22 protein-coding genes are annotated in these 24982 nt (G+C 70.3%); 13 read left to right on the top strand and 9 right to left on the bottom strand.

Annotated features, from left to right (window positions below; all coding sequences use genetic code 11):
* Positions 1-13 precede the first annotated feature (13 nt).
* On the bottom strand, positions 14-808 hold the full coding sequence (locus STRIP9103_RS08720; protein WP_009304048.1) for an SAM-dependent methyltransferase: 795 nt from the start codon (positions 806-808) through the stop codon (positions 14-16).
* A 208-nt stretch (positions 809-1016) separates the two neighbouring features.
* On the opposite strand from STRIP9103_RS08720, the gene STRIP9103_RS08715 reads away from it, so the two are divergent.
* A complete protein-coding gene (locus STRIP9103_RS08715; protein WP_100243874.1) occupies positions 1017-1946 on the top strand; it encodes a hypothetical protein in 930 nt (309 codons plus the stop codon).
* Between the two features lie 20 nt (positions 1947-1966).
* Here STRIP9103_RS08715 and STRIP9103_RS08710 read toward each other — a convergent pair whose 3' ends face one another.
* The 6 genes from STRIP9103_RS08710 to rhaI all read right to left on the bottom strand — a co-directional run bounded on the left by STRIP9103_RS08710 (position 1967) and on the right by rhaI (position 9850).
* Complete coding sequence (locus tag STRIP9103_RS08710) at positions 1967-2617, bottom strand: LutC/YkgG family protein (RefSeq protein WP_009304047.1); 651 nt, start codon at positions 2615-2617, stop codon at positions 1967-1969.
* Positions 2614-4137, bottom strand: coding sequence for a lactate utilization protein B (locus tag STRIP9103_RS08705; protein ID WP_009304058.1), 1524 nt, complete (start codon positions 4135-4137; stop codon positions 2614-2616). Before STRIP9103_RS08705 ends, STRIP9103_RS08710 begins: the two co-directional genes overlap by 4 nt.
* Positions 4134-4889, bottom strand: coding sequence for a (Fe-S)-binding protein (locus STRIP9103_RS08700; RefSeq protein WP_009304034.1), 756 nt, complete (start codon positions 4887-4889; stop codon positions 4134-4136). Before STRIP9103_RS08700 ends, STRIP9103_RS08705 begins: the two co-directional genes overlap by 4 nt.
* 135 nt (positions 4890-5024) lie before the next feature.
* Positions 5025-6473: a rhamnulokinase gene (locus STRIP9103_RS08695; protein ID WP_048819940.1), complete on the bottom strand. Its 1449-nt coding sequence runs from the start codon at positions 6471-6473 to the stop codon at positions 5025-5027.
* Complete coding sequence (locus STRIP9103_RS08690; RefSeq protein WP_009304042.1) at positions 6470-8509, bottom strand: bifunctional rhamnulose-1-phosphate aldolase/short-chain dehydrogenase; 2040 nt, start codon at positions 8507-8509, stop codon at positions 6470-6472. The genes STRIP9103_RS08695 and STRIP9103_RS08690 overlap by 4 nt, the downstream gene beginning before the upstream one ends.
* A 180-nt stretch (positions 8510-8689) precedes the next feature.
* A complete protein-coding gene (gene rhaI / locus STRIP9103_RS08685; protein WP_009304051.1) occupies positions 8690-9850 on the bottom strand; it encodes an L-rhamnose isomerase in 1161 nt (386 codons plus the stop codon).
* 258 nt (positions 9851-10108) lie between these two features.
* On the opposite strand from rhaI, the gene STRIP9103_RS08680 reads away from it, so the two are divergent.
* The 10 genes from STRIP9103_RS08680 to STRIP9103_RS08635 all read left to right on the top strand — a co-directional run bounded on the left by STRIP9103_RS08680 (position 10109) and on the right by STRIP9103_RS08635 (position 21016).
* Positions 10109-11626, top strand: a complete 1518-nt coding sequence (locus STRIP9103_RS08680) for a sugar ABC transporter ATP-binding protein (protein WP_009304038.1) — start codon at positions 10109-10111, stop codon at positions 11624-11626.
* Positions 11623-12663 carry an ABC transporter permease gene (locus STRIP9103_RS08675; RefSeq protein WP_009304057.1) on the top strand — a complete coding sequence of 347 codons (1041 nt, stop codon included), beginning with the start codon at positions 11623-11625 and terminating at the stop codon, positions 12661-12663. The genes STRIP9103_RS08680 and STRIP9103_RS08675 overlap by 4 nt, the downstream gene beginning before the upstream one ends.
* The gene (locus STRIP9103_RS08670) at positions 12656-13675 is read left to right on the top strand and encodes an ABC transporter permease (protein ID WP_009304040.1); all 1020 of its coding nucleotides are present in this window, start codon (positions 12656-12658) and stop codon (positions 13673-13675) included. The genes STRIP9103_RS08675 and STRIP9103_RS08670 overlap by 8 nt, the downstream gene beginning before the upstream one ends.
* Before the next feature lie 131 nt (positions 13676-13806).
* Positions 13807-14889: a rhamnose ABC transporter substrate-binding protein gene (rhaS, locus tag STRIP9103_RS08665; protein ID WP_009304052.1), complete on the top strand. Its 1083-nt coding sequence runs from the start codon at positions 13807-13809 to the stop codon at positions 14887-14889.
* A 62-nt stretch (positions 14890-14951) separates the two neighbouring features.
* A complete protein-coding gene (locus tag STRIP9103_RS08660) occupies positions 14952-15272 on the top strand; it encodes an L-rhamnose mutarotase (protein ID WP_009304033.1) in 321 nt (106 codons plus the stop codon).
* Positions 15273-15344: 72 nt separating this feature from the next.
* Positions 15345-16775 (top strand): BNR repeat-containing protein, encoded by a 1431-nt coding sequence (locus STRIP9103_RS08655; protein WP_009304059.1) that lies wholly within the window; start codon positions 15345-15347, stop codon positions 16773-16775.
* Between the two features lie 75 nt (positions 16776-16850).
* Positions 16851-17876: a LacI family DNA-binding transcriptional regulator gene (locus STRIP9103_RS08650; RefSeq protein WP_009304032.1), complete on the top strand. Its 1026-nt coding sequence runs from the start codon at positions 16851-16853 to the stop codon at positions 17874-17876.
* A 146-nt stretch (positions 17877-18022) separates the two neighbouring features.
* A complete protein-coding gene (locus STRIP9103_RS08645; protein ID WP_009304036.1) occupies positions 18023-19324 on the top strand; it encodes an alpha/beta fold hydrolase in 1302 nt (433 codons plus the stop codon).
* Between the two features lie 40 nt (positions 19325-19364).
* The gene (locus STRIP9103_RS08640; protein WP_009304054.1) at positions 19365-20120 is read left to right on the top strand and encodes a PIG-L deacetylase family protein; all 756 of its coding nucleotides are present in this window, start codon (positions 19365-19367) and stop codon (positions 20118-20120) included.
* Between the two features lie 38 nt (positions 20121-20158).
* A complete protein-coding gene (locus STRIP9103_RS08635) occupies positions 20159-21016 on the top strand; it encodes a pentapeptide repeat-containing protein (protein ID WP_009304046.1) in 858 nt (285 codons plus the stop codon).
* On the opposite strand, the gene STRIP9103_RS08630 is transcribed toward STRIP9103_RS08635, so the two are convergent.
* A complete protein-coding gene (locus STRIP9103_RS08630) occupies positions 20984-22558 on the bottom strand; it encodes a cytochrome P450 (RefSeq protein WP_009304044.1) in 1575 nt (524 codons plus the stop codon). The two genes, STRIP9103_RS08635 and STRIP9103_RS08630, sit on opposite strands and share 33 nt — an antisense overlap.
* Positions 22559-22665: 107 nt before the next feature.
* Here STRIP9103_RS08630 and STRIP9103_RS08625 point away from each other — a divergent pair, with 107 nt between their 5' ends.
* Together STRIP9103_RS08625 and STRIP9103_RS08620 are read left to right on the top strand one after the other, a co-directional pair.
* Complete coding sequence (locus tag STRIP9103_RS08625) at positions 22666-23274, top strand: TetR/AcrR family transcriptional regulator (RefSeq protein ID WP_009304056.1); 609 nt, start codon at positions 22666-22668, stop codon at positions 23272-23274.
* A gap of 174 nt (positions 23275-23448) precedes the next feature.
* On the top strand, positions 23449-24174 hold the full coding sequence (locus STRIP9103_RS08620) for a DUF2470 domain-containing protein (RefSeq protein ID WP_009304041.1): 726 nt from the start codon (positions 23449-23451) through the stop codon (positions 24172-24174).
* Here the strand turns inward: STRIP9103_RS08620 and STRIP9103_RS08615 are convergent.
* The coding region (locus STRIP9103_RS08615) for a lactonase family protein (protein ID WP_009304045.1) at positions 24142-24982 on the bottom strand (841 nt) is incomplete at its 5' end. The two genes, STRIP9103_RS08620 and STRIP9103_RS08615, sit on opposite strands and share 33 nt — an antisense overlap.

Below are 24982 nucleotides of genomic sequence, written 5' to 3'. Positions count from 1 at the left end.
CCTCCACAGACGGCTACGGCTTGCGTCCCACCCCGCCGAAGCAGTCCACCTCCCACGGCTCGTCGGAGCCGTCCCGCTCGGCCCGCCACTGGGCGACGGACACCAGCCCCGGCTCCAGCAGCTCCAGGCCGTCGAAGAAGCGGGCGAGCTGCTCGGGGGAGCGATTGACGCGCGGGTTGTCGCTCGTCTTGTTCCAGTGCTCGACCATCGCCCGCATCGCCTCCGGCCGGTACACCTCCGTGCTGTCCCCGAACACCAGATGACTCCTGGAGGGCAGGGCGGCCAGCAGCCGGGCGACGATGTCGTAGGCGCTGTCGTCGGGCACATGGGCGGCGACGCCGAGCAGGATGAGGGCGACGGGGCGGTCGAGATCCAGGGTGCGGGCGGCGCCTTCGAGGATGGTGTCCGGGTCGCGCAGATCGGCGTCGATGTAGGCGGTGGCGCCCTCGGGGGCGCTGGTGAGCAGGGCCGTGGCGTGCACGAGGACGGTCGGGTCGTGGTCGACGTAGACGATCCGCGCGTCGGGGGCGATCCGCTGGGCGACCTCGTGGGTGTTGTCCACCGTGGGCAGCCCGGTGCCGACGTCCAGGAACTGGCGCAGGCCGGTCTCCTCGGTCAGCCGGGAGACCGCCCTGCGCAGGAACGCCCGCTGCGCGCGGGCGATGTCGACGATCTGGGGGTTCGTCCTGCGGATCTCGTCACCGACCTGCCGGTCGATCTCGTAGCAGTCCTTGCCACCGAGCCAGTAGTTCCAGATACGGGCCGAATGCGGCACGCCGCTGTTGATCACCGGACGGTCATGTGGCATGGAAATTCCCCGAGTTGATGTTTGCAGTCGCCATTCAAATTAGCAAGATCGCCGCGCGTGTGATCGCGGGAGGTCGCGGGAGCGGCCGACCACCGTCGAGCTCCGGGCGCGCTCGGACGGAAGGAGGCGACGGTTCCGTGACGAATGGCGCCGTACTGGTGCGATCGAGGGCCTACCGGTGCCCAGCCGGCGGCGGTACACGTTCTTCATGGGGGACAACGGGGGAAGCCGCCACCCATGGTGGCGCAAGTGGAAGAAACCGGACGAGGGTGACGGTACGGACGCCGAGCGGCGGCCCGAGAGCCTGATCGACCTCGTCGCGCAGAAGAGGGACGAGAGTCTCTACATCGAGCTCGGTGGCCGGTTCCCCGAGCAACTGCTCCAGCTGCAGGTGCTCTACAGCGCCTCGCAGCGGGCCTTCGAGGCCGGAACACGCAAGGCGCTGAGACTCACGATCGGCTGTGTGCTCCGCACGGTGCTGAGGGATCCCAGGCTCGCCGAGTCACCCGCCAACAAGCACGTCGGCGACTACCTCGACGAGGAGATCATCGGCCTGAAGGCCAGACTCGGCCAGGACAGAGCCGTCGCCATGAGCCGTGGCCTGAACTTCGGCCTCGCTGTGGGCGCGCTCATCAGCACGGCGCTGCTCTGCCTCCCCCTGCTCTGGGGCACCCGGATCCTCGAAGGGCTGGCCGGGGTGAGGCTGAGCTGTCCCGATCGCTGGAGCCTCATGGGCGCCTTCGTCTGCGGCGGCGTCGGGGCCTTCGGCGCGGTGCTCAGCGTTCTGATGAGGCTGCGCAACAGCGGTGACGAGCTGACCCGCCGCAAGGTCAACGGCCATGAAGGGGCCATCGCCCCGGGTGAGTTGTACCGCAACATGCGGCACGAGGGCGTCTACCGGGTCTTCGTCGGCTGGGTGCTGGCCCTCGCCGTCCACTTCCTCCTCACCGCGGGCTTCGTCACCTTCATCGACCTCCCCGCCACCCCCGCCGACATCTGCTCGGCGAACGACGCCTCCGGCGCGGGCACCGACTTCTGGGGCTTCTGGTGCGCCGTCGGCTTCGTCGCCGGCTTCAACGAACGCTGGGCTTACGGCCTCCTGGGCCGCGAAAGCACCTCGAAGAAGAACAGACCGTAGCGAAGCCGCCGGAGCCTGCCCTAGACGCCGCCCGTCACCAGCACCACCTCCAGTGTGCGCGGCCCGTGCACGCCCTCCACCCGGTCCAGCTCGATGTCACTGGTGGCCGAGGGGCCGGAGATCCAGGTCAACGGGCGTGTCGGGTCAAGGCGTTCGAGGGCCAGGGGTACCGACGAGACGACCTGGTCCGGCACCCGTACGACGCAGATGTGGTGGTCGGGCACCAGCGTGATCCGGCGGCGCCCCTGGTCGGGGGAGCCGTCGAGGACGATCGTGCCGGTCTCGGCGATCGCGACGGCGCAACCGGTGACGACGCTGTCGACATCGTCCAGTTCGTGCGCGGTGCTCGCGGCGCGATCGTGGACCCGGGTCACGTCGGACGCGCGGAGCCAGGACTCCGGCAACGCCGGCGGCACCAGCACGGTCCGCGAGCCCCGCTCGGACAGAAGCCGCATCAGCAGCTCCGGCAACTCCTCGTCCGCGCAACGGTGCACGATCGCCCGGTAGTCCGCCAGGTTCTCCGCCAGCAGATCCACCGTCTCCTCGACGCTGCGCTCGCCGTGCTCGCGGAGATAGTCACGCGGAACCGCCTGCTCGTACGGCGTGTCGTCCTGTCCTACGTCGGCGAGGGCGCGTCGCACCCGGCCCAGAATCAGCTCCCTGCTGCTCACTTGCCGGTCTCCTTTCCGGCGGCGCTCCGGCCTCCGGAGTTCCTTCCCCCGGGGTTCTTGCCGCCGTTCGTCCGCTGCCACCAGTCGCGGAACGGCTCGGCGGGCACCGTCGGCAGATCACGGCTCGCGCTCCACGCCCGGCCCGGACCCGGCAAGGTGCGCGGATGGAAGCGGCGGCTGCGCGACGCCAGCCGCTGTCCGGTGCGCAGGGCGCCGGGACGGCTGAACGCCCAGCGCGCCGCCCGCATCGCCGCCCGCTCGGCGGCATGCCCCTTCGCGGGCTTGAGCACGACCTTGTCGCCCCGCTCGGTCACCGGTCCGCCCTGCGCCACCCGCTCCCGCAGATGCACCAGCACCTCGGGGATGTCGATGGCGACCGGGCACACCTCGTAGCAGGCGCCGCACAGCGAGGACGCGTACGGCAGGGAGGCGTCGATCTCGCTTGCCGTGCCCCGCAGTTGGGGGCTGAGGATGGCGCCGATCGGGCCGGGGTACACCGAGCCGTACGCGTGCCCGCCGGCCCGCTCGTACACCGGGCAGACGTTGAGGCACGCCGAGCAGCGGATGCAGCGCAGGGCCTGGCGGCCGACCTCGTCGGCGAGGGTGTCGGTGCGGCCGTTGTCGATGAGGACCAGATGGAAGGTGCTCGGGCCGTCCTCGTCCGTGGTGCCGGTCCAGGTGGAGGTGTAGGGGTTCATCCGCTCGGCCGTCGAGGAGCGGGGGAGGGTCTGGAGGAAGACCTCCAGGTCCTGCCAGGTGGGCACGATCTTCTCGATGCCGACGACCGAGATCAGGGTCTCGGGGAGGGTGAGACACATCCGGCCGTTGCCCTCGGACTCCACGACCACCAGCGTGCCGGTCTCGGCGACCATGAAGTTGGCGCCGGAGATCCCTACCTTGGCGCGCAGGAACTTCTCCCGCAGATGCAGCCGCGCGGCCTCCGCCAGTTCGGCGGGAGTGTCGGTCAGGCCCTCGGGGGCCGGGCGGCCCCACTCGCTCATCTCGCGCGCGAAGATGTCCCGGATCTCGCCCCGGTTGCGGTGGATGGCCGGGACGAGGATGTGCGACGGCCGGTCCTTGCCCAACTGCACGATGAGTTCGGCGAGATCGGTCTCGTAGGCGTGGATGCCCTCGGCCTCCAGCGCCTCGTTGAGCCCGATCTCCTGGGTGGCCATCGACTTGACCTTGACGACCTCGGTCTCACCGGTCGCCTTGACGAGATATGTGACGATCCGGTTGGCCTCGTCCGCGTCGGCGGCCCAGTGGACCGTGCCGCCCGCCGCGATCACCGACTCCTCCAACCGCACGAGGTACCGGTCGAGATGACGGAGCGTGTGGTCCTTGATCCGCTTGCCCGCCTCGCGCAGCGCGGCCCAGTCCGACACCTCCGTGACGGCCTTCGCCCGTTTGGCGCGGATGGTGTGCGTGGCGTGGCGCAGATTGCCGCGCAGGGTCGCGTTGTGCACGGCCTCGTGGGCCGCCTTCGGGAACGCCGGCATCCCGACGAAGGTCCCGCTCATCCCAGGGGCTCCTCTTCCGTGCTCGCCAGGATCTCGGCGATGTGGACCGGCCGCATCCCGGTCCGCAGCCGGGCCATGGTGCCGCCGATGTGCATGAGGCAGGAGTTGTCGGCGGCGCACAGCACCTCGGCACCCGTCGACTCGGCGTTGCGTACTTTGTCGGTGCCCATCGCCGCCGAGACATCGGAGTTCTTCACGGCGAACGTGCCACCGAAGCCGCAGCACTCCTCGGCGCCGGGCAGCTCCACCAACTCCAGCCCCTTCACGGCCTGGAGCAGCCGCCGGGGCCGGTCACCGAGCCCCAGACTCCGCAACCCGTGACAGGTGGGGTGGTAGGTCACCTTGTGCGGGTAGTACGCCCCGACATCGGTCACACCCAGCACGTCCACCAGGAACTCGGTCAGCTCGTACGTCTTCGGCACGACCGGCGCGAGCGTCCGCGCGAGCGTGTCCCCGCGCCCTTCGGCCCGCGCCCGTTCACCCATCCGGGGATACAGCTCCCGCACCATCGCCCCGCATGAGCCCGACGGCGTCACGATGGCCTCGTACTCCCGGAATACATCGGAGAACTGGCGGGCCAGCGGCTCCGCCTCATGGCGGTATCCGGTGTTGTAGTGCGCCTGCCCGCAGCAGGTCTGCCCCATCGGGAAGTCGACGTCGACGCCCAGTCTGGTCAGCAGTTTCACCACGGCGCGGCCGGTGTCCGGATAGAGCGTGTCGTTGACACAGGTCAGGAACAGAGCGACACGCATCGCGGCTCCTTGGGGGTCGATCATCGGATGAGTGCAGAGTACGACGCGAGCAGGCGTAGGGCGAGAGCGGGTGTACGGCCGAGAGCAGGTGTACGGCCGAGAGGCCCCGCCGGTCGGCCACCGGCGGGGCTTCGCTCACCGTTCGGCGAGCCGGGCCGCCGCGGCGCGCCAGGCCGCCGGGTCGCCCTGCGGCTCGTACCGCACCAGCGGCTGGGTACGGGCGAGCAGCGCGCGCATCGAGGCCCGGTCGCCCACCAGGCCGTGGGCGCGGGCCTGGACGAGGACGTTGCCCAGGGCCGCCGCCTCCGCCGGGCCCGCCACCACCGGAAGCCCGCAGGCGTCGGCGGTCAGCTGGCACAGCAGGGCGTTACGGGTGCCGCCGCCGACTATGTGGACGACGTCGACGGGGTGGTCGGCGAGCGCCTGGGCCTCGGCGACGGCCTTGCGGTGGGCGAGGGCCAGCGAGTCGAGGATGCAGCGGGTGATCTCGGCGGGGCTCGCGGGCACGGGCTGCCCCGACTCCCGGCACGCCTCGGCGATCCGCTCCGGCATCCGGCCGGGCGCCAGGAACGCCGAGTCCCCGGCGTCCACCACCGACCGCAGCGCGGGCACCCCCGCCGCGGCCCGCAGCAGCTCCCCGAGATCGGGGTTCCCCCACTCCCGTACGCACTCCTGGAGCAGCCAGAGCCCCATGATGTTCCGGAGATAGCGGACCGTGCCGTCCAGCCCCAGCTCATTGGTGAAGTTGGCCGCCCGGCCGGCCTCGCTCAGCACCGGCGCCTCCAGCTCCACACCGGCCAGGGACCAGGTGCCGGTGCAGATGTAGGCGAACCGCTCCCCGGTGGCCGGTACGGCCGCCACCGCGGAGGCGGTGTCGTGCGACCCGACGGTCGTCACCGGCACCGGACCGGTCAGCCCGGTCTCCTCCAGCACCCGCCGCTGGAGCAGCCCCGCCGGATCCCCGGGCCGCCGCAGCGGCGCGAACAGCTCCAGGTCGATCCCGAGCCGCGCCGCCACGTCGTACGACCAGTCACGCGTCCGCGGATCGATCAGCTGGGTCGTGGAGGCGTTGGTCAGCTCCGTCCCGAGCTCACCCGTCAGCCAGTACGTCAGCAGATCCGGGATGAGCAGCAACCGCTTGGCATGGGCGAACTGGGCGGACGACCGGGCGGCGACGAGCTGGTACAGGGTGTTGAAGGGCGCGTACTGCAACCCGGTCGCCGCGTACAGCTCGGCGGCCGGCACGGTGGCCCACACCTTCTCCGCGACACCTTCGGTACGGGTGTCCCGATAGTGCACCGGGTTGCCGAGCAGGGCACCGTCGGCGTCCAGCAGCCCGTAGTCCACGGCCCAGCTGTCGATCCCGACGGAGTCGACCTGCCCGGCGGCCTTCAGCCCGTCGAGCACCCCCGCGTACAGCGCGAGCACATCCCAGCGCAGCCCCTCGGGCGTCCGCACCGGTCGGTTGGGGAACCGGTGCGCCTCCACGAGCTCCAGCGAGTCCCGCCCCGCGCGGCCGACCATGACCCGCCCACTGGACGCGCCCAGGTCGACCGCCGCGTACGACTTCACGGCCGCGCTCATCGCAGGAAGGCGGCGGCCACGCCGGCGTCGACCGGCACATGCAGACCGGTGGTGTGCGTCAGCTCCCCGCCGGTCAGCGCGAACACCGCGTTCGCCACGTGCTCCGGCAGCACCTCGCGCTTGAGGATCGTCCGCTGGGCGTAGAACTCACCCAGCTTCTCCTCCTCCACCCCGTACACGGCGGCCCGCTGGGCACCCCAGCCACCGGCGAAGATCCCCGAACCGCGCACCACACCATCGGGATTGACGCCGTTGACACGGATCCCGTGCTCACCCAGCTCGGCGGCGAGCAACCGCACCTGGTGCGCCTGGTCGGCCTTGGTGGCGGAGTAGGCGATGTTATTGGGTCCGGCGAAGACGGCGTTCTTGGAGGCGATGTAGACGATGTCACCGCCCAGCCCCTGCGCGATCATCACCCGGGCCGCTTCCCGCGACACGAGGAACGACCCGCGGGCCATGATGTCGTGCTGAAGGTCCCAGTCCTTCGTCGAGGTCTCCAGCAGCGGCTTGGAGATGGAGATGCCGGCGTTGTTGACGACGAGGTCCACGCCGCCGAAGGCCAGCACGGCGGCCTTGAAGGACTCGACGATCTGCTCCTCGGACGTGACGTCGACCGTCACGGCGACAGCCTTGTCCGGGCCCCCGAGCTCCTCGGCGACGGCGGTGGCGTTCTCGGCGTTGAGATCGGCGACGACGACACAGGCGCCCTCGGCGACGAGCCGCTGCGCGATCGCCTTCCCGATGCCGCTGCCCGCACCCGTCACCAGCGCGACCCGGGTCGCGAGGGGCTTCGGCTTCGGCATCCGCTGAAGCTTGGCCTCCTCCAGCGCCCAGTACTCGATGCGGAACTTCTCCGACTCCTCGATCGGCGCGTACGTCGAAACGGCCTCGGCGCCCCGCATCACGTTGATCGCGTTGACGTAGAACTCACCCGCGACCCGTGCCGTCTGCTTGTCCTTGCCGAAGGAGAACATGCCCACGCCCGGCACCAGCACGATCGCCGGGTCGGCCCCGCGCATCGCGGGGGAGTCGGCATCGGCGTGCCGCTGGTAGTAGGCGGCGTACTCCTCGCGGTACTCGGCGTGCAGCTCCTTCAGCCGCGCGATCGCCGAGTCCAGCTCGGCCGTGGGCGGCAGATCGAGGACGAGCGGCCTGACCTTCGTACGGAGGAAGTGGTCGGGGCAGGAGGTACCGAGGGCGGCGAGCCGGGGGTGCTCGGCGCGCGCCAGGAACTCCAGTACGACCTCGGAGTCGTTGAAGTGCCCGACCTGGGGCTTGTCCTGCGAGGCGATGGCCCGGATGTGCGGGGCGAGAGCGGCGGCCCGCTCCCGCCGCGCAGCGGCGTCCAGGGCCTCGTACCCCTCGATGACGGGCCCGAAGGGCTCCGCCTTCCCGCGCTCGGCCAGGAACTGCTCGGCGGTACGGATGATGTGCAGCGAGTTCTTCTCGCACTCCTCGGCCGTGTCACCCCAGGCGGTGATCCCGTGCCCGCCGAGGACACACCCGATGGCCTGCGGGTTCTCCCGCTTGACGGCCGCGATGTCCAGCCCCAGCTGGAACCCGGGCCGCCGCCACGGCACCCACACCACGCTGTCCCCGAAACACTCGGCGGTCAGCTTCTCCCCGTCGGCGGCACAGGCCAGCGCGATCCCGGAGTCGGGGTGCAGATGATCGACATGGGCGGCGTCGACGAGCCCGTGCATGGCCGTGTCGATCGAGGGAGCGGCACCCCCCTTGCCGTGCAGGCAGTAGTCGAACGCGGCGACCATCTCGTCCTCGCGCTCCACTCCCGGGTACACGTCGACGAGCGCCCGCATCCGGTCCAGCCGCAGCACGGCCAGCCCGGCCTCGGTCAGCGTCCCGAGGTCACCCCCGGACCCCTTGACCCACATCAGCTCGACATCACCACCGGTGACGGGATCGGTGTCGGTCCCCTTCGCGGACGCGTTACCACCGGCGTAGTTGGTGTTACGGGGATCAGCACCAAGCCGCCGCGACCGGGCGAGAAGAGCAGCGGCTTCGGGATGGGTTGCCATGGGAGATCAATCCTTACGGTGACTTATGTACGAGGGGGAGTGCGGCGCCCTCCATCGGGGCGCGGAGCGCCCCTCAGGGGCGCGGGGAACTGCGCGACCAGCCACAAACGGCCCGCAGCCTGCGACCGGCGGTTACCCGGCAGATGAAACGCGGCAATCGGCTTCAGCCCAGCGCAGCGGTCAGGCTCCCCATCCCGCCTGCTGGCCACCGACCCGCTCCTCAACGATCTTCGAAGCCCAGCCGGAGGCGTGGTACGCGGCGATCGGGTCGGGGTCCAGCCCCATCTCCTCCCGCACCTCACGAAGCAGAGGCCGCACATCGGTGTTGTACGCGTCCATCAGCACCGCATTGGCCCCGAGCACGTCACCGGAAGCCTGCGCCGCGGCAAGGGCCTCCCGGTCGACAAGCAGCGCCTTCGCCGTGGCCTCCTGCACATTCATCACCGACCGGATGATCGCCGGGATCTTCGCCTCGATGTTGTGGCACTGATCGAGCATGAACGCGACGTCAGAGGTGAACCCACCCCCACGCACGACCTCGTACATGATCCGGAACAGCTGGAACGGATCGGCGGCCCCGACCATCAGATCGTCGTCGGCGTAGAACCGTGAGTTGAAGTCGAACGCCCCGAGCTTCCCCTCCCGCAACAGGGTGGCCACGATGAACTCGATGTTGGTGCCGGGGGCGTGATGCCCGGTGTCGACGACGACCTGGGCCTTCGGCCCGAGCTTGAGGCAGTGGGCGTACGCGGTACCCCAGTCCGGCACATCGGTCGTGTAGAAGGCCGGCTCGAAGAACTTGTACTCCAGCAGCATCCGCTGCCCGTCGCCCAGTCGCTCATAGACCTCGGCGAGCCCTTCGGCGAGCCGGTCCTGGCGCGAGCGCACGTCGTCCTGGCCGGGATAGTTCGTACCGTCGGCGAACCACAGCTTCAGATCGCGGGACCCGGTCGCGTCCATGATGTCGACGCACTCCAGCAGATGATCGACGGCCTTGCGGCGGATCGCCGCGTCCGGGTGGCAGATGCTGCCCAGCTTGTAGTCGTCGTCCTGGAAGGTGTTGGAGTTGATGGCGCCGAGCTTCACTCCGCGCTGCTCGGCGTGCTTGGCGAGCGCCGCGTAGTCGTCGACCTTGTCCCAGGGGATGTGCAGGGCCACGGTCGGCGCCACGCCGGTGAACTCGTGGACCTTGCCGGCGTCGTCGAGCTTCTCCCAGGGGTTGCGGGGCACACCCGCTTGGGCGAACACCTTGAAGCGGGTTCCGGAGTTTCCGTACGCCCACGACGGCGTTTCGACGGCCTGGGTCTTGAGGGCGGCCTTCACCGCGGCGAGCTCGGTCACGTCAGGGCTCCTACCGGCTTCGATGTCTGAAACGATTCAGCACCGGAAACTATGAGCGGTTCGCCGGACTGTCAACCCCTCTGACCCGGCCCGTTCTCCGTGACCCTGTTGTGACCTCTCCTGTCGAAAACTTTTCGACCGAAACCCATTGACGTGACCAGCATGCGATGCCTAACGTCCCGGCAACCTAGTTGAAACCTTTCACGACGCAGCGAGGCAGCCTATCCGCTAGCCACCGGCCGTCGTCGAGGAGCCCTCATGACCCACCCGTCCGACACGGGTCCGGCCCCTGTCCTCGCGTTGGAGGACATCTCCAAGTCCTTCGGCGCCGTGCGCGCCCTGCGGAACGTGTCCCTGGAACTGTTCCCCGGAGAGGTGCACGCCCTCGCCGGGGAGAACGGCGCGGGCAAGTCGACCCTGATCAAGACGCTCGCCGGGGTGCACCGACCGGACTCCGGTCAGGTGCTCCTCGACGGCGCGCCCACGGTCTTCCACGGCCCGGCCGACGCCCGGGACGCGGGCATCGCCGTGATCTACCAGGAGCCGACGCTCTTCCCCGACCTGTCGATCGCCGAGAACATCTTCATGGGCCGCCAGCCTCGGCGCGCCCTCGGCCGTATCGACCACAAGGCCACCCACGCGGCGACGCTCGCCCTGATGCAGCGGCTCGGCGTCGAACTCGACCCCGACCGCCCGGCGCGCGGTCTGTCCATCGCCGATCAGCAGATCGTCGAGATCGCCAAGGCGCTGTCCTTCGACGCCCGCGTCCTCATCATGGACGAGCCGACGGCGGCCCTCACCGGCAGCGAGGTGGCCCGGCTCTTCGGAGTCGTCCGCACCCTGCGCGAGCAGGGTTCGGCCGTCCTGTTCATCTCCCACCGCCTGGAGGAGATCTTCCAGATCTGCCAGCGGGTCACCACCCTCCGAGACGGCGCCTGGATCTCCAGCGAGCCACTGGACGGTATGACCGAGGACGACCTCGTACGCCGTATGGTCGGCCGCGACCTGGACGAGCTGTACCCCAAGCAGGAGGTCGAGGCCGGCGAAGTGGCGCTCAGCGTCCGCCGGTTGACCCGCGAGGGCGTGTTCACCGACGTCTCCTTCGACGTCCGGCGCGGCGAGATCGTCGGCCTCGCCGGACTCGTCGGCGCCGGCCGTACGGAGGTGGCGCGGGCCGTCTTCGGCATCGACCGCTGGGACGCGGGCGAGGTCGACATCGACGGCAAGCCCCTGACCAACGGCGCCCCCTCCACGGCCATGGCCGCCGGGCTCGCCCTGGTCCCCGAGGACCGCCGCGCCCAGGGCCTGGTGATGGACATGTCCATCGAGCGGAACATCGGCCTCACCGGACTCCGTACGACCGTCAGGGTCGGACTCATGGACCGCGGCGCCGAGCGCAGCCGCTCCCTCGACTGGGCGGTCAAGCTCCAGGTCAAGTACGCCCGGATCGCCGACACCGTCAACACCCTGTCGGGCGGCAACCAGCAGAAGGTCGTCCTCGCCAAGTGGCTCGCCACCGGGCCCAAGGTGCTGATCGTCGACGAGCCGACCCGAGGCATCGACGTCGGTACGAAGGCCGAGGTGCACCGGCTGCTCAGCGAGCTGGCCGCCGACGGCGTGGCCGTCCTGATGATCTCCTCCGACCTGCCCGAGATCCTCGGCATGGCCGACCGCGTGCTCGTGATGCACGAGGGCCGCCTCACCGCCGAGATCCCTCGCTCCGAAGCCACCGAGGAAAGCGTGATGGCCGCAGCCACCGGGAGGGCCGCCGCATGACGGTGACCACCCCTCAGAACACCCCCGTCGCCGAGGTGCCCAAGTCCAGTGGCACCCGGCTGGTGGACCGTGTCTTCAAGATGCGGGAACTCGCCATCCTCGTCGTCTTCCTGGTGATGATCGTCGTCACCCAGCTGGGCAACAGCGAGTTCCTCACCGAGCAGGGCATCAAGGACCTGCTGCTCAACGCGACCATCCTGGTGCTGGTCGCCGTCGGCCAGTCGCTGGTCGTCATCACCCGGAACGTCGACCTGTCGGTCGGCTCCACCCTCGGCATCAGCGCCTTCGCCGCCGGTATATATCTCCAGGGCGGCGGAAACCCGGTCGTGGCCGTGGTGCTGGCCGTCCTGCTGGGCGTCGGCTTCGGTCTCCTCAACGGGCTCCTCGTCAGCCTCGGCCAGGTGCCCGCCCTCGTCGTCACCCTCGGCACGCTCTACATCATCCGGGGCATCGACTCGATCTGGGTCGGCTCCCGGCAGATCGTCGCCTCCTCCCTCCCGGACGGGTTCATCGACTTCGGCTCCGGCGGTATTTCCGCGGTGCCGTGGCTGGCGCTGATCGCGCTCGCGGTGCTGGTGGCGACGGCGTACTACCTGAAGCACTTCGGCAGCGGACGCGAGCTGTACGCGCTCGGCTCCAACCCCGAGGCGGCGCGGCTGGCCGGTATCCCGGTCCGCAAGCGGATCCTCGCCGCGTACACCTTCTGCGGCGCTCTCGCCGGTCTGGCCGGCGCGATGTACCTGGCCCGGTTCGGCAGCGTCGACTCCAGCACCGGCAACGGCTACGAACTGACCGTCGTCAGCGCGGTCGTGGTCGGCGGCGTCGTCTTCACCGGCGGCTCCGGCAGCGTCTACGGCGCGGCCCTCGGCGCGCTGCTGCTGACCTCCATCAACAGCGTGCTGCCCGCCCTCGGCGTCAGCTCGGTGTGGGTGCTCGCCATCAACGGCATCCTGCTCATCCTCGCCATCGCCGTGGACCGCGTGGTCGCGCTGCGGGTGGCGACCGCCCTGAAGAAGAGGAACGCCCGCCATGGCTGACTCGACCCTGTCACGCGCGGTCCGCTGGTCCGCCTTGAAAAGGTGGGATTCCGCGGTCGGTGCTCTCCTCATCGTCGTACTGCTGCTGTCGTTCTCCACGGTCGACGGCTTCGGGAACTCGCTCAACCTGTCCTTCCTCATCGGCAACACCCTGCCGATCGCGCTGATCGCCCTGCCCATGACCATGCTCGTGGTGGCCGGCGAGATCGATCTCTCCGTCGCCTCCACGGCCGGTCTCTCCGGCGCGGTGATGGGCGCCCTGTGGAACCAGGGCATGACCATCGAATCGATCATCCCGATCTGTCTGCTGCTCGGCGTGGTCTGCGGACTGGTCAACGGCCTGCTGGTCACCCGGCTCGGCCTGCCCTCCCTCGCCGTCACCATCGGCACCCTCGCCGCCTACCGGGGCATCGCACAGATCGTGCTCGGCTCCGACGCGGTGACCGACTTCCCCACCCAGTACCTGGACTTCGCGGCCGGCCGCATCGGCGACAGCTTCGTCCCGCAGGCCTTCCTCCCCTTCCTGGTACTGCTCGTGATCGCCGTGATCGCCCTGCACGCCACCCCGTTCGGGCGCTCCCTCTACGCGATCGGCGCCAGCGAGGAAGCCGCGCGCTTCACCGGGATCCGGGTCAAGCGACAGAAGCTGATCCTGTTCACGGTGACCGGCGTGATGGCCTCCCTCACCGGCATCTTCTGGGCCCTGCACTACGCCAGCGCCCGCTACGACAACGCGACGGGTCTCGAACTCTCCGTCATCGCCGCGGTGTTGCTCGGTGGTATCGACTTCGACGGTGGCAAGGGGACGTTGGGCGGTGCGATCGCCGGGGTGTTCCTGCTCGGTGCGCTGCAGAACGTGATGAGCCTCGTGAACGTTTCGGCCCAGTCGCAGATCGTCGTCACTGGTGTCCTGTTGGTTGTCTCGGTTCTCGGGCCTCGGGTGGCTCGTCAGATCGCTGTCGCGAGGGCCGGACGAAAAGCGGCGGTCGGCTCCGCCGGAAAGACCGTTTGAAAGACGGTCGGATTCAAAGCTTCCGGTCGTCCGTGGCTGGTCGCTCCCACGCGGCGGTAGCCGCATATGAAACACAGCCCGCGCCCCTGAAGGGGCGCTCCCGCTCACCTCTCTCAGAGAAGGACCCATCCATGCGCAAGGCAACCCTCCGCCGTTCCTGTGCGGCACTCGCCGCGGCGACCTCCTTCGCTCTCGCTCTCACCGCCTGCGGCGGTACCACCAAGGAGGACGTCAAGAACGAGGGCGCCTCGGCCGCCGCCACCGGCAAGGCCGACCCGAACGCCGAGCTGAAGAAGGGGCTGACCGTCGGCTTCCTGCCGAAGCAGGTCAACAACCCGTACTTCACCTCCGCCGACAAGGGCGGCGAGTCGGCCCTGAAGGAGCTGGGCTCCGGCTACAAGGAGGTCGGCCCCTCCAGCGCCACCGACACCTCCGGCCAGGTCTCCTACGTCAACACGCTGACCCAGCAGCAGGTGGACGCGATGGCCGTGTCCGCGCAGGACCCGGGCGCCCTGTGCACCGCGCTCAAGCAGGCCATGAGCAACGGCATCAAGGTCGTCACCTACGACTCGGACACCAAGCCGGAGTGCCGCAACGCCTTCGTGTCGCAGGCCAGCGCCGAGGACCTGGGCCGTACCGAGGTCCAGCTGCTCGCCGAGCAGATCGGCTACAAGGGCGAGATCGCGATCCTGTCGGCCGCGCAGACCGCGACCAACCAGAACACCTGGATCGAGTTCATGAAGGACGAACTCAAGGACCCCAAGTACAAGAACATCAAGCTGGTCAAGGTCGCGTACGGCAACGACGACGCCCAGCAGTCCTTCCAGCAGACCCAGGGCCTGCTCCAGGAGTACCCGAACCTGAAGGGGATCATCTCCCCGACCACGGTCGGCATCAAGGCCGCCGCCCAGTACCTGTCGGGCTCCAAGTACAAGGGCAAGGTCATGCTGACGGGTCTCGGCACCCCGAACGACATGCGCAAGTACGTCAAGAACGGCACCGTCGAGGCGTTCGAGCTGTGGGACCCGGCGAAGCTCGGCGAGCTGGCCGCGCGTACCTCCGTGGCGCTGGTCTCCGGCCAGATCACCGGCCAGGAGGGCGAGACCTTCACCGCCGGTGACATGGGCGAGTACACCATCGGCAAGGACGGTGTGATCAACCTCGGCAAGCCGACCGTCTTCAACAAGGACAACATCGACGACTTCGACTTCTAGTCACCGCTCGTCAGTCGCGTCACCCCACCCCCACGTCCCCCTCATCCCAGGAGCGGTATCTCATGCAGCGCGTCTGTTTCCTGCTCAAGGTCCGCAAGGACCGGATCGACGAGTACCGCGAGCGGCACGCCGCCGTGTGGCCGGAGATGCTCGAAGCTCTCTCGGCCACCGGCTGGCGCAACTACTCCCTCTTCCTGCGCGATGACGGCCTCCTCGTCGGTTACCTGGAGACCGACGACTTCCAGGCCGCGCTCGCCGGCATGGAGGCCACCGAGGTCAACGCCCGCTGGCAGAAGGAGATGGCGCCGTTCTTCGAGTCCCTCGACGGCGCCCGCCCCGACGAGGCGATGAAGCCCCTCACCGAGGTCTTCCACCTCGCCTGAGCCCTTGTTACACACCACTCGCTCCCCTCCCCCTCCCCGTTCCCCACCTCGCTCGACAATGGAGTCCCCGAGATGAAGAGACGTACGCTGCTGGGCGCCGCCCTCGCCGGCGCAGTGGTGACCCCGGTCATCGGCGCCGCCACCGCCCGGGCCGCCGACCCCGGCCCCTCGGTCACCAACCTCGGCCCCGTCACGCTCGACACCCAGGCCCTCTTCTTCGTTTCCTACAACGGCCTGGTCAACAACAACTCGTTCCAGAAGAACGGGCTGTTGACCTACAAGGGCTACCAGTACGCCGTCTGGTACACCGCCGACCGCAACGCCGTCGTCGCCCGCCGCCAGCTCGGTACGGCCAACTGGGCCACCGTCAAGGTCGGCCACACGCTCCGGTACGACGACTCCCACAATGTCATCTCCATGGGCATCTCCAAGGTCGACGGCCGGCTGCACCTCAACATGGACTCCCACAGCGACGGCTTCACCTACGTCAAGTCGGTGGCCGGGCTGATGGACAACCCCGGCGGACTGAGCTGGGACAACAGCCGCTTCGGCGCCCCCCAGTCCACCCTGGACGGGCTCGCGCTCACCTCGCAGTTCACCTACCCGCAGTTCATCTCGACGCCCGAGGGCAATCTCCAGCTCAGCTACCGCGTCGGCATCTCGGGCAACGGCCGCAACGCCCTCGCCGAGTACAACGGCACGTCCTGGACGAACCTCGGCGAGTGGACCAGCTCCACCGGCACCTACACCAGCGAGCACGGCTCCTCGACGGCCCGCAACATGTACCTGCACGGCATCGACTACGACAAGAACGGCCGACTGCACTCGTTCTTCACCTGGCGTGAGCAGAACGGCGCCGTGATGTGCAACAGCGGCGGCATCACCAACCACGACACCGGCTACGTCTACTCCGACGACCGCGGCCGCACCTGGCGCAACAACGCCGGCACCGTCGTCGGCACCACCGGCGGCTCCGACAAGGTCGCCGTCACCGACTCCGGCCTGGTCGTGGACGCGCTCAACCCGGACCACTCGCTGATGAACCAGGAGAGCCAGTTCACCGACTCGGCGGGCCTGCCGCACGCCATCATCAGCTACGTCCCCGGCCGCTTCGGTCAGTGCACCACCGACTACGTCACCGACCGCACCAACAACGGCCGCGCGTTCCACGTCCGTAAGAACTCCTCGGGCGCCTGGCAGAAGACCGAGATACCGGTCCCGCTGAACTCCAGCCAGCGCACCAAGCTGATCCTCGACAAGTACGACAACGCGTACGCGATCTTCCCGTTCCTGCGCATCGCCGGAGCCTCCAAGGCATCCGGATACACGGACTGGACGGTCCTGTACGACGGAGTCGGCGCCGGGCTGAACGCCTTCGGCGAAGTCGTGATCGACGAGACGCGGATCGCGCAGGACAACTACCTGTCGATCATGTACCAGGAGAAGTCCAGCGGTACGACGCCCTCGGCGCTGCGTGTCCTCAACCTGCGCCTCCCCGCCTGATCGTTCCGGCGGCGGGTGTGCCGGTAATGTGAAAGTCCGCCCGCCGCTTCCCATCTCACTGGAGGTCCCCGTCCGATGTCGCAGTCGGTGGGTATCAAGGACGTCGCCGCTGCCGCCGGAGTCTCCGTCGGCACGGTCTCCAACGTCATCAACCGGCCGGACTCGGTGGCCTCCGGGACCCGGGCCCGGGTGCTGGCCGCGATCGACCGCCTCGGCTATGTCCGCAGTGAGTCGGCGCGTCAACTCCGGGCCGGGCGCAGCCGGATCATGGGGCTGCTGGTGCTGGACATGGGCAACCCGTTCTTCGTGGACGTCGCGCGCGGTGCCGAGCGGGCCGCGCGCGACGCCGGGCTCGGCGTGATGGTCTGCAACAGCGCGCAGAGCGCGGGCGAGGAGTCCGAGTATCTGTCGCTCTTCGCCGAACAGCGGGTGCGGGGTGTGCTGCTGACGCCCGCCGACGCGACCGGGCGCAACATCGAGGCGTTCCGCCGCCACGGCATCCCCTTCGTCCTCGTCGACCGGGTCGCCGAGGGCACCACCGAGTGCTCGGTGTCCGTGGACGACGTGGCGGGCGGCGCGCTCGCCGTACGGCATCTGGTCGACGCGGGGCACCGCTCCATCGCGTACGTCAGCGGCCCCGCCGGTCTCAACCAGGTCCGCGACCGACGTACGGGTGCCCTGGGCGCCCTGCTGGAGGCGGGACTCGGCCCGGAGGCGTTGCGTGAACTGCCCACCGAGCGGCTCGACGTGGCCGCCGGCCGTGACGCGGGCGCCCGTCTCCTCGGCCTCGCCGAGCGCCCCACCGCCGTCTTCTGCGCCAACGACCTGCTCGCCCTCGGCGTCCTGCAGGCCATGTACGCGGCCGGTGTCAGCGTGCCGGACGACCTCGCCATCGTCGGCTACGACGACATCGAGTTCGCCGCCGCCGCGGCCGTCCCCCTCACCTCCGTACGGCAGCCCGCCGTCACCATGGGCGCCCTCGCCGCCGAACTCCTCCTGGAGGAGACCGAGGCCGAGACGGCGTCCACCCCGCACGAACACCGACGGGTCGTACTCCAGCCGGAGCTGGTGGTACGACGCTCCAGCCTCTCGGCCCGCTGAGCGCCGGTTCAGCAGCCCGACATCGGCGGCGGTCGGCGTACTGATCGACGATTCAGCGAGAATTTCTTGATCCACGGGGTCGGCCGGGCGAAGATTCTGTGCTGGACTGGACCACGGCCTGGAATCCGTACGCCCAAGGAGCCCTGTTGTCCGTCAGCTACCGGCAGCCCGGTGTCGTCCTCACCGACCGCCGCTTCATCGTCCCCCTCGATCACGACGACCCGGCGGGGGAGCGGATCGAGCTCTACGCGCGTGAAGTCGTCGCGAGCGACAAGGCGTTCGCCGAGCTGCCCTGGCTGGTCTACCTCCAGGGCGGCCCCGGCTTCGGGGCGAACCGCTTCATCGGCCGTGAGGCCTGGCTGGAGCGGGCCCTGAAGGAGTACCGGGTCCTGCTCCTGGACCAGCGCGGCACCGGCGCCTCCACCCCGGCCAACCGCCAGACCCTCCCGCTGCGCGGCGGCCCCCGCGAACAGGCCGACTACCTCGCCCACTTCCGCGCCGACTCCATCGTCCGCGACTGCGAGGCCATCCGCCCCGAGGTCACCGGCGGCGCCCCCTGGGCCGTCCTCGGCCAGAGCTTCGGCGGCTTCTGCGCGGTCACCTATCTGTCCACCGCGCCCGAGGGCCTGAGCACCGCCGTCATCACCGGCGGCCTGCCGGCCCTCGACGCCCACGCGGACGACGTCTACCGCGCCGCCTACCCACGCGTCGAACGCAAGGTCGCCGCGCACTACGCCCGCTACCCGCAGGACGTCGAACGGGCCCGCCGGATCGCCGAGTACCTGCTGGAACACGAGCCCGTCCTGCACGGCGGCCACAAACTCACCGTCGAGGCCTTCCAGTCCCTCGGCATCCTCCTCGGCCGCAGCGACGGCAGCCACCGGCTGCACTTCCTGCTGGAGGACGCCTTCGTCACCACCGCGCAGGGCCCCGCCCTCTCCGACGCCTTCCAGGAGCAGGTCCAGGGCCTGCTGTCCTTCGCCGGGCACCCCCTCTACGCTCTCGTCCACGAGGCCTGCTACGGCCAGGGCGAGCGCCCCACGGCCTGGTCGGCGGAACGGGTGCGCGCCGAGTTCCCCCAGTTCGACGCCGCCAAGACACTCACCGGCGACGGGCCCCTCCTCTTCACCGGCGAGTCCATCCACCCCTGGACCTTCGACACCGACCCCGCCCTGCGCCCCCTGCGCGACACCGCCGAGGAGCTGGCGGCCCGCACCGACTGGGCACCCCTGTACGACCCGAAGCGCCTCGCCGCGAACGAGGTGCCGGTGGCCGCCGCGATCTACCACGACGACATGTACGTCGACACCGCGCACTCCCTTCGGACGGCCCGCGCCATCCGGGGGCTGCGCACCTGGGTCACGGACGAGTTCGAGCACGACGGCGTCCGGGCCGGTGGACCGCGTGTGCTGGACCGGCTGCTGGCGCTGGCACGCGACGAGGAGTGAGCACGGGCCGGTTGTCGGTGCGGCGGGCTACTGTGCGTTCATGACCGACGATCCGCGAAAGGCCCGACCGGACCAACTCCCACCCATGCCCGACGACTGGCGGCGTGCCCTCGCCGTGGTGGCCCACCCGGACGACCTCGAATACGGCTGCTCGGCCGCGATCGCCGCCTGGACCGACGCCGGCCGCGACGTCGCGTACGTCCTGGCGACCCGTGGTGAGGCGGGCATCGACACCCTGCCACCCGCCGAGTGCGGCCCGCTGCGCGAGCGCGAGCAGCGGGCGAGTGCCGCCGTCGTGGGCGTGACCGAGGTGGAGTTCCTCGACCACCGGGACGGTGTCATCGAGTACGGCCTCGCCCTGCGCCGGGACATCGCCGCCGCCATCCGCAGACACCGGCCCGAGCTGCTGATCACCCTTCACTACCGGGACACCTGGGGCGGCACGATGTGGAACACCCCGGACCACGCCGCCGTCGGCCGCGCCACCCTCGACGCCGCCGCCGACGCCGGCAACCGATGGATCTTCCCGGAACTCGTCGAACAGGGTCTGGAGCCCTGGGACGGCGTCCGCTGGGTCGCCGTCGCCGGATCCGACACCCCCACCCACGCGGTGGACGCGACGCCCGGCCTGGAGCGGGCGGTGCGCTCGCTGCTCGAACACCGCACCTACATCGAGGTGTTGACCGACGAGGACCCGGAAACGTACGTACGAGGCTTCCTCACGGGCCACGCGCAGACCGTCGGCGAACGCTTCGGCGGCAAGCCGGCGGTGGCGTTCGAGGTGTTCAGCCGGTGACATCGGGAGCTGTGTCCGAGCCTCGTTAGGGTGAGGGCATGGAACAAAGATCCGGTGGCCTCCTCGACCCGCATGGCCTGAACGGCCTGCATGACCGGCATGACCTGCGCGGTGACTGCGGCAGCTGCTTCGGGCTGTGCTGTGTGGCGCTGCCCTTCGCGGCCTCGGCGGACTTCGCCGTCGACAAGGCCGCGGGCAAGCCGTGCGGGAACCTCCGGGACGACTTCCGCTGCGGGATCCACAGCCGGCTCAGGGGCGAGGGCTTCACCGGCTGCACGGTCTACGACTGCTTCGGCGCCGGACAGCGGGTCTCCCAGGTCACTTTCGGCGGCCGGGACTGGCGTACGGCCGGCCGGGAGCACGCCCGGCGGATGTTCGACGTGTTCCCGGTCGTCCGCCAACTCCACGAACTCCTGTGGTACTTGACCGAGGCGCTGACCCTGACCCCCGCCCGCCCGGTGCACGCGGACATACGCCGGGCGCTCGCAGAGACCGAGGAACTGGCGGGGCGGAACGCCGAGGAGCTGGCGGAGCTGGACGTCGCCGCACACCGGCAGCGGGTCAACGAACTGCTGCTGCGGACCAGCGAGCTGATGCGGGCCGGTGCCGGTCGCAAGAAGAACCGCCGGGGCGCCGACCTCATCGGAGCCCGGCTCAAGGGCGCCGACCTCGGCAAGGCCAACCTCCGGGGCGCCTACCTCATAGCCGCCGACCTGACCGGTGCCGATCTGCGCGGCGCGGACCTGATCGGCGCCGACCTCCGCGACACCGACCTCACGGACGCCGACCTGACCGGCGCCTTCTTCCTGACCCAGCCCCAGCTGAACGCGGCCCGCGGCAGCGCCGGTACGCGCCTGCCGGCGTCAGTCACCCGCCCCGGTCACTGGACAGCGTGACGGCGACGACCCGCCCGGCGGGCCTTCGGCAGCACCCGTGGGCCGCCCCTCCGAGTCCTCGTCGGCGGCCCTCGACCCGCCGGCGACCATCCGCCGGTCCAGGCGCAGCCGCAGTCCGTCCGGCATCAGGGTCAGCCGCTCGGCCACCCGCAGCCGGTACGCCGGGTCCGGGCGCAGCTCGTAGCGGCGCAGCAGCAGTCCCAGGACCAGCGTGGCCTCGTGGAGCGCGAACTGGCGGCCGATGCAGGCCCGTGCCCCCGTGCCGAACGGCTTGAAGGTGTGCGGGGGCCGGGCGCGTACGGCCGCCGCGTCGAAGCGGTCCGGGTCGAAGGCCTCGGCGTCGTCGCCCCACACCTCCGGGTCCCGGTGCAGCATCGCGGTCAGCACCAGGGCCCAGGCGCCCCGCCGCATCGGATGGATGCCGCCAAGGACGGTGTCGGCGCGGGCCTCGCGCGAGAAGGCGGGCGCCGTCGGCCACAGCCGCAGCGACTCGTCGAGCACCCGGCGCACATACCGCAGCCTGGCCACCTGCTCGTAGCCGGGCCGGGCCGTGTCGCCCCACACCTGGTCCACCTCGGCGCGGGCGCGGGCGGCCAGGTCCGGGCGCTGGGCGAGATGGTGCAGGGCGAAGGAGAGGGCACCCGAGGTCGTCTCATGGCCGGCGACCAGGAAGGTGACGACCTGGCGGCGGACGTTCTCGAGGGACAGCCGCTCCCCGGTCTCCGGGTGCGAGGTCTGAAGCATGCGGTCGAGCAGGTCGCCCTGGCCCCGGTCGGCACCGCGCTCACCGCCGGACGACCGGCGGGCCCGTACCACCGCGTCGACCGTGTCGTTCAGATACGCCATATCGGCCTCGTTGCGCCGGGCGGCACCCCTGAGCAGCAGCGGGACCAACGGGTCGGGGACCACGTTGCGGCGCTGAGCGTACGACAGGGTGCCCACCATCGCGGAGACGAAGGGATGCGGCCGGGTCCGCTCGAAGGAGCCGAAGTCATGGCTGAAGCCGGTGCGGGCGATCGTCTCCAGGGTCAGCTTCGTCATGTCACCGGGCACGTCCACCGCCCGCCCCGCCGCGCTCGCCCGGTCCCAGTGGTCCATCAGCCGTTCGGCGACGTCGAGCATCAGCGGGTGGTAGCCCGCCATGGCGTCCCGGCTGAAGCCCGGGGCCAGCACATCGTGCGCCAGCTGCCAGTTGGGCTCGTGGTTGTACGCCGTGAACAGCCCGTCCCCGGCCAGCGGGCGCAGATTGGCCACCCCCAGCCCCACGTGCTTGGCGAACCGTGACTCGTCCGCCATGTCGGCCGCGAGATGGGCGCCGCCCACGAACACGATCTCCTTGCCGAACGCCTTGCGCCGGAAGATCGGCCCGAGCCGGCGCCCCAGGCTCAGGGTGCCCTGTATCGGTGCGCGGAGGTTCGCGCGGAGCGCGTCGCCGATGACCGGGAGCCGGTACGGCGGGTGCGGAATGCGGTGCAGCTCGGGCCAGCCCAGCTCCGCGCTGCGGAAACCCCGGACAGCCGTGGCCTCTGCCGTCTCCGTCATGACCACATCTCCCTTGCGCGCACGCCGCATCGACGCTGTTGTACTCGGGTTCAATAACGGGTTCAGTCTCATCCCCTTGTTGAACCCACGTCAAGTAAGGTGGCGTCATGGCAGCGACACAGGAGGAGCGCCCGCGTCGTCGGCTCGGCACGGCGGAGCGGCGGGAGCAGCTTCTCGACGTCGGGGCCCGCCTGTTCTCGGAGAGTCCGTACGACGACGTGTGGATAGAGCAGGTCGCCGAGATCGCCGGCGTCTCGCGCGGCCTGCTCTACCACTACTTCCCGAACAAACGGGACTTCTTCGCGGCCGTCGTGGAGCGCGAGAGCGAGCGGATGCTGCGGACGATGGAGCCCGCGCCCGGTGGCTCCGCGCGCGAGCGGCTGGCCAACGGCCTCGACATCTTCCTCGGGTACGTCGAGGAGCACGCCCACGGCTACCGGTCCTTCCACCGTGCGGAGTCCTCCGGCGACCAGGCCGTGCGCAAGGTCTATCTGCGGGCGCTGGCCGTGCAGGAGGCGCGGATCCTGGAGGCGCTGGCCACGGACGCCGAGTTCGGTCCGGTGCTCGACGGACGGCCCGAGACACGGCTCGCCGTGCGCGGGTGGCTGTCCTTCACCACGGCCGTCTGTCTGGAGTGGCTCAGGGGCTCCGAGTTGTCCCGTGAGCAGGTACGGGACCTGTGCGTACGGGCGCTCTTCGGGGTGCTCACGCGCTGAGGTTCGGGATGTCCGGCATCCCCGGCTCGGCGTGCCCGCGTCCCGAATCCTGTGGGCCCGCCCCTGCGAGTGGTTCGCCGTGTCGAACGGAAAGTTCACAGACTCGCCGGTTCCGGTTGGCGAACGCCCCGATCTTCGATAGGTTAGGCAAGGCTTACCTAAGGGAGGTTGGGGATGGGTGACCGTCACATCTGGACGGCCGCGCCCGCCGCGGCGGAGCGTGCCCGCTCGGTGCTCGCGGCGGCGTGGTCCTGCGCGGTGACCGCCGAGGGCGGGCGCGAGGAGTTCGTCGGCGCGCACACCGTCACCGAGGACGGCCGGGTGATCCTGTGCGTCCCCGAGGACAGCGCGCTCGTCGCCGCCGCGATCTGCGCACCGCGCGGTGAGCCGTCCGCCGTGCTGGAGTTCGCCGATGTCGCGCCCGTTCCCGTGCGCAACCGCATCCGGGCCCGGCTCTGGCTCGCCGGCTGGTTCGCGCCCAAGGACGGCGACCTGGAGTTCCGGCCCACCCGTATCGTGCTCCGCGAGCCGACCGGCGCGGTCGTGGTCGATCTCGACGAGTTCGCCGCCGCACAACCCGATCCGCTGGCCACGGCCGAGTCCCGGCTGCTGACCCACCTCGCCGACGCCCATCCCGACGCCGTCGAACGCCTCACCCGGCTCGTCCCGCACGACAGCCTCCACGGCGCCGTACGCGTCCAGCCGCTCGCCGTCGACCGGCACGGCCTCACCCTGCGCATCGAGCGGGCCCGCGGCAACGGCGATGTACGCCTGACGTTCCACAAGCCCGCCGACGACATGGCGCAGCTCACCGAACGCATGCACATCCTGCTCAGCCAGGCCAGTGCCGCCTCCTGCCCCCGCGCCCTACAGCGGCAGCGCACAGACGGCGACGGGTGACGCGAACGGCTCGCCCGCGAGCCGCAGTTCACCGGTCTCGGGGTCGACATGGAAGACCCCGACCGTGCTCGACCGCTGATGCGCCGCGAACAGCAGACCGCCGTCCGGTGAGAGGGCGATCTGCCGCGGGAACTCCCCGCGCACCGGCACCGTGTCGAGGAGCTCGAGCCGGGCACCCCCGGCCTCGACCGCGTAACGCGTCAGGCTGTCGTGCCCCCGGTTGGCGAGATACGCGTACGAGCCGTTCGGTGTCACCACCAGCTGCGCCGGATAGTTCGTGCCGGACCCGGTCCCCGTGGACTGCGGGTCGCCCGGGGTGAGCCGGCCGCTGTCCGGGTCGTAGGCGCAGACCACGACCGTGTTGTCGACCTCGTCGGCGAGATACGCGTACCGCCCCTCCGGATGGAAGGTCAGATGCCGTGGCCCCGCACCGGCCCGGGTCCGCGCGCGCGACACCTCGGTGAGCGTGCCCCGGGACTCGTCCAGGCGGTAGGTGTACACCGTGTCGTTGCCCAGGTCGACGGCGAGGACATGGCCGCCGTCGGGGCTGGTGACGATCTGGTGCGCGTGCGGGCCCTCCTGGCCCGGACCCGGCGCCGGACTGCGGTGCGCGACCAGGTCCGTGCGCTCGCCCAGGGCGCCGGAGTCCTCGATGGGGTGCACGGCGACACTGCCCGTGCCGTAGTTCGCGCTCAGCAGCCAGCGCCCGCTCGGATGCACCGAGAGATGGCAGGGCGCCTCGCCGCCGGTGCTCCGGGTGCCGAGGACCCGACGGTCGGACAGCCGTACGGCGGTCACACCGCCCTCG

It is taken from the genome of Streptomyces ipomoeae 91-03 (genome assembly GCF_000317595.1).
In the GTDB taxonomy this organism is placed as follows: domain Bacteria; phylum Actinomycetota; class Actinomycetes; order Streptomycetales; family Streptomycetaceae; genus Streptomyces; species Streptomyces ipomoeae.
The sequence above is the reverse complement of the archived record's forward strand: the minus strand, read 5'-3'. Positions and strand labels throughout refer to the sequence as shown.

Coding starts and splice junctions, on each gene's coding strand:
- STRIP9103_RS08705 (WP_009304058.1), bottom strand. CDS start 4,137: ATGAGCGGGACCTTCGTCGGGATGCCGGCGTTCCCGAAGGCGGCCCAC.
- STRIP9103_RS08655 (WP_009304059.1), top strand. CDS start 15,345: ATGAAGAGACGTACGCTGCTGGGCGCCGCCCTCGCCGGCGCAGTGGTG.
- STRIP9103_RS08670 (WP_009304040.1), top strand. CDS start 12,656: ATGGCTGACTCGACCCTGTCACGCGCGGTCCGCTGGTCCGCCTTGAAA.
- STRIP9103_RS08630 (WP_009304044.1), bottom strand. CDS start 22,558: ATGACGGAGACGGCAGAGGCCACGGCTGTCCGGGGTTTCCGCAGCGCG.
- STRIP9103_RS08690 (WP_009304042.1), bottom strand. CDS start 8,509: ATGGCAACCCATCCCGAAGCCGCTGCTCTTCTCGCCCGGTCGCGGCGG.
- STRIP9103_RS08640 (WP_009304054.1), top strand. CDS start 19,365: ATGACCGACGATCCGCGAAAGGCCCGACCGGACCAACTCCCACCCATG.
- STRIP9103_RS08720 (WP_009304048.1), bottom strand. CDS start 808: ATGCCACATGACCGTCCGGTGATCAACAGCGGCGTGCCGCATTCGGCC.
- STRIP9103_RS08680 (WP_009304038.1), top strand. CDS start 10,109: ATGACCCACCCGTCCGACACGGGTCCGGCCCCTGTCCTCGCGTTGGAG.
- STRIP9103_RS08715 (WP_100243874.1), top strand. CDS start 1,017: ATGGGGGACAACGGGGGAAGCCGCCACCCATGGTGGCGCAAGTGGAAG.
- STRIP9103_RS08620 (WP_009304041.1), top strand. CDS start 23,449: ATGGGTGACCGTCACATCTGGACGGCCGCGCCCGCCGCGGCGGAGCGT.
- STRIP9103_RS08650 (WP_009304032.1), top strand. CDS start 16,851: ATGTCGCAGTCGGTGGGTATCAAGGACGTCGCCGCTGCCGCCGGAGTC.
- STRIP9103_RS08695 (WP_048819940.1), bottom strand. CDS start 6,473: ATGAGCGCGGCCGTGAAGTCGTACGCGGCGGTCGACCTGGGCGCGTCC.
- rhaS (WP_009304052.1), top strand. CDS start 13,807: ATGCGCAAGGCAACCCTCCGCCGTTCCTGTGCGGCACTCGCCGCGGCG.
- STRIP9103_RS08675 (WP_009304057.1), top strand. CDS start 11,623: ATGACGGTGACCACCCCTCAGAACACCCCCGTCGCCGAGGTGCCCAAG.
- STRIP9103_RS08635 (WP_009304046.1), top strand. CDS start 20,159: ATGGAACAAAGATCCGGTGGCCTCCTCGACCCGCATGGCCTGAACGGC.
- STRIP9103_RS08625 (WP_009304056.1), top strand. CDS start 22,666: ATGGCAGCGACACAGGAGGAGCGCCCGCGTCGTCGGCTCGGCACGGCG.
- STRIP9103_RS08700 (WP_009304034.1), bottom strand. CDS start 4,889: ATGCGTGTCGCTCTGTTCCTGACCTGTGTCAACGACACGCTCTATCCG.
- STRIP9103_RS08660 (WP_009304033.1), top strand. CDS start 14,952: ATGCAGCGCGTCTGTTTCCTGCTCAAGGTCCGCAAGGACCGGATCGAC.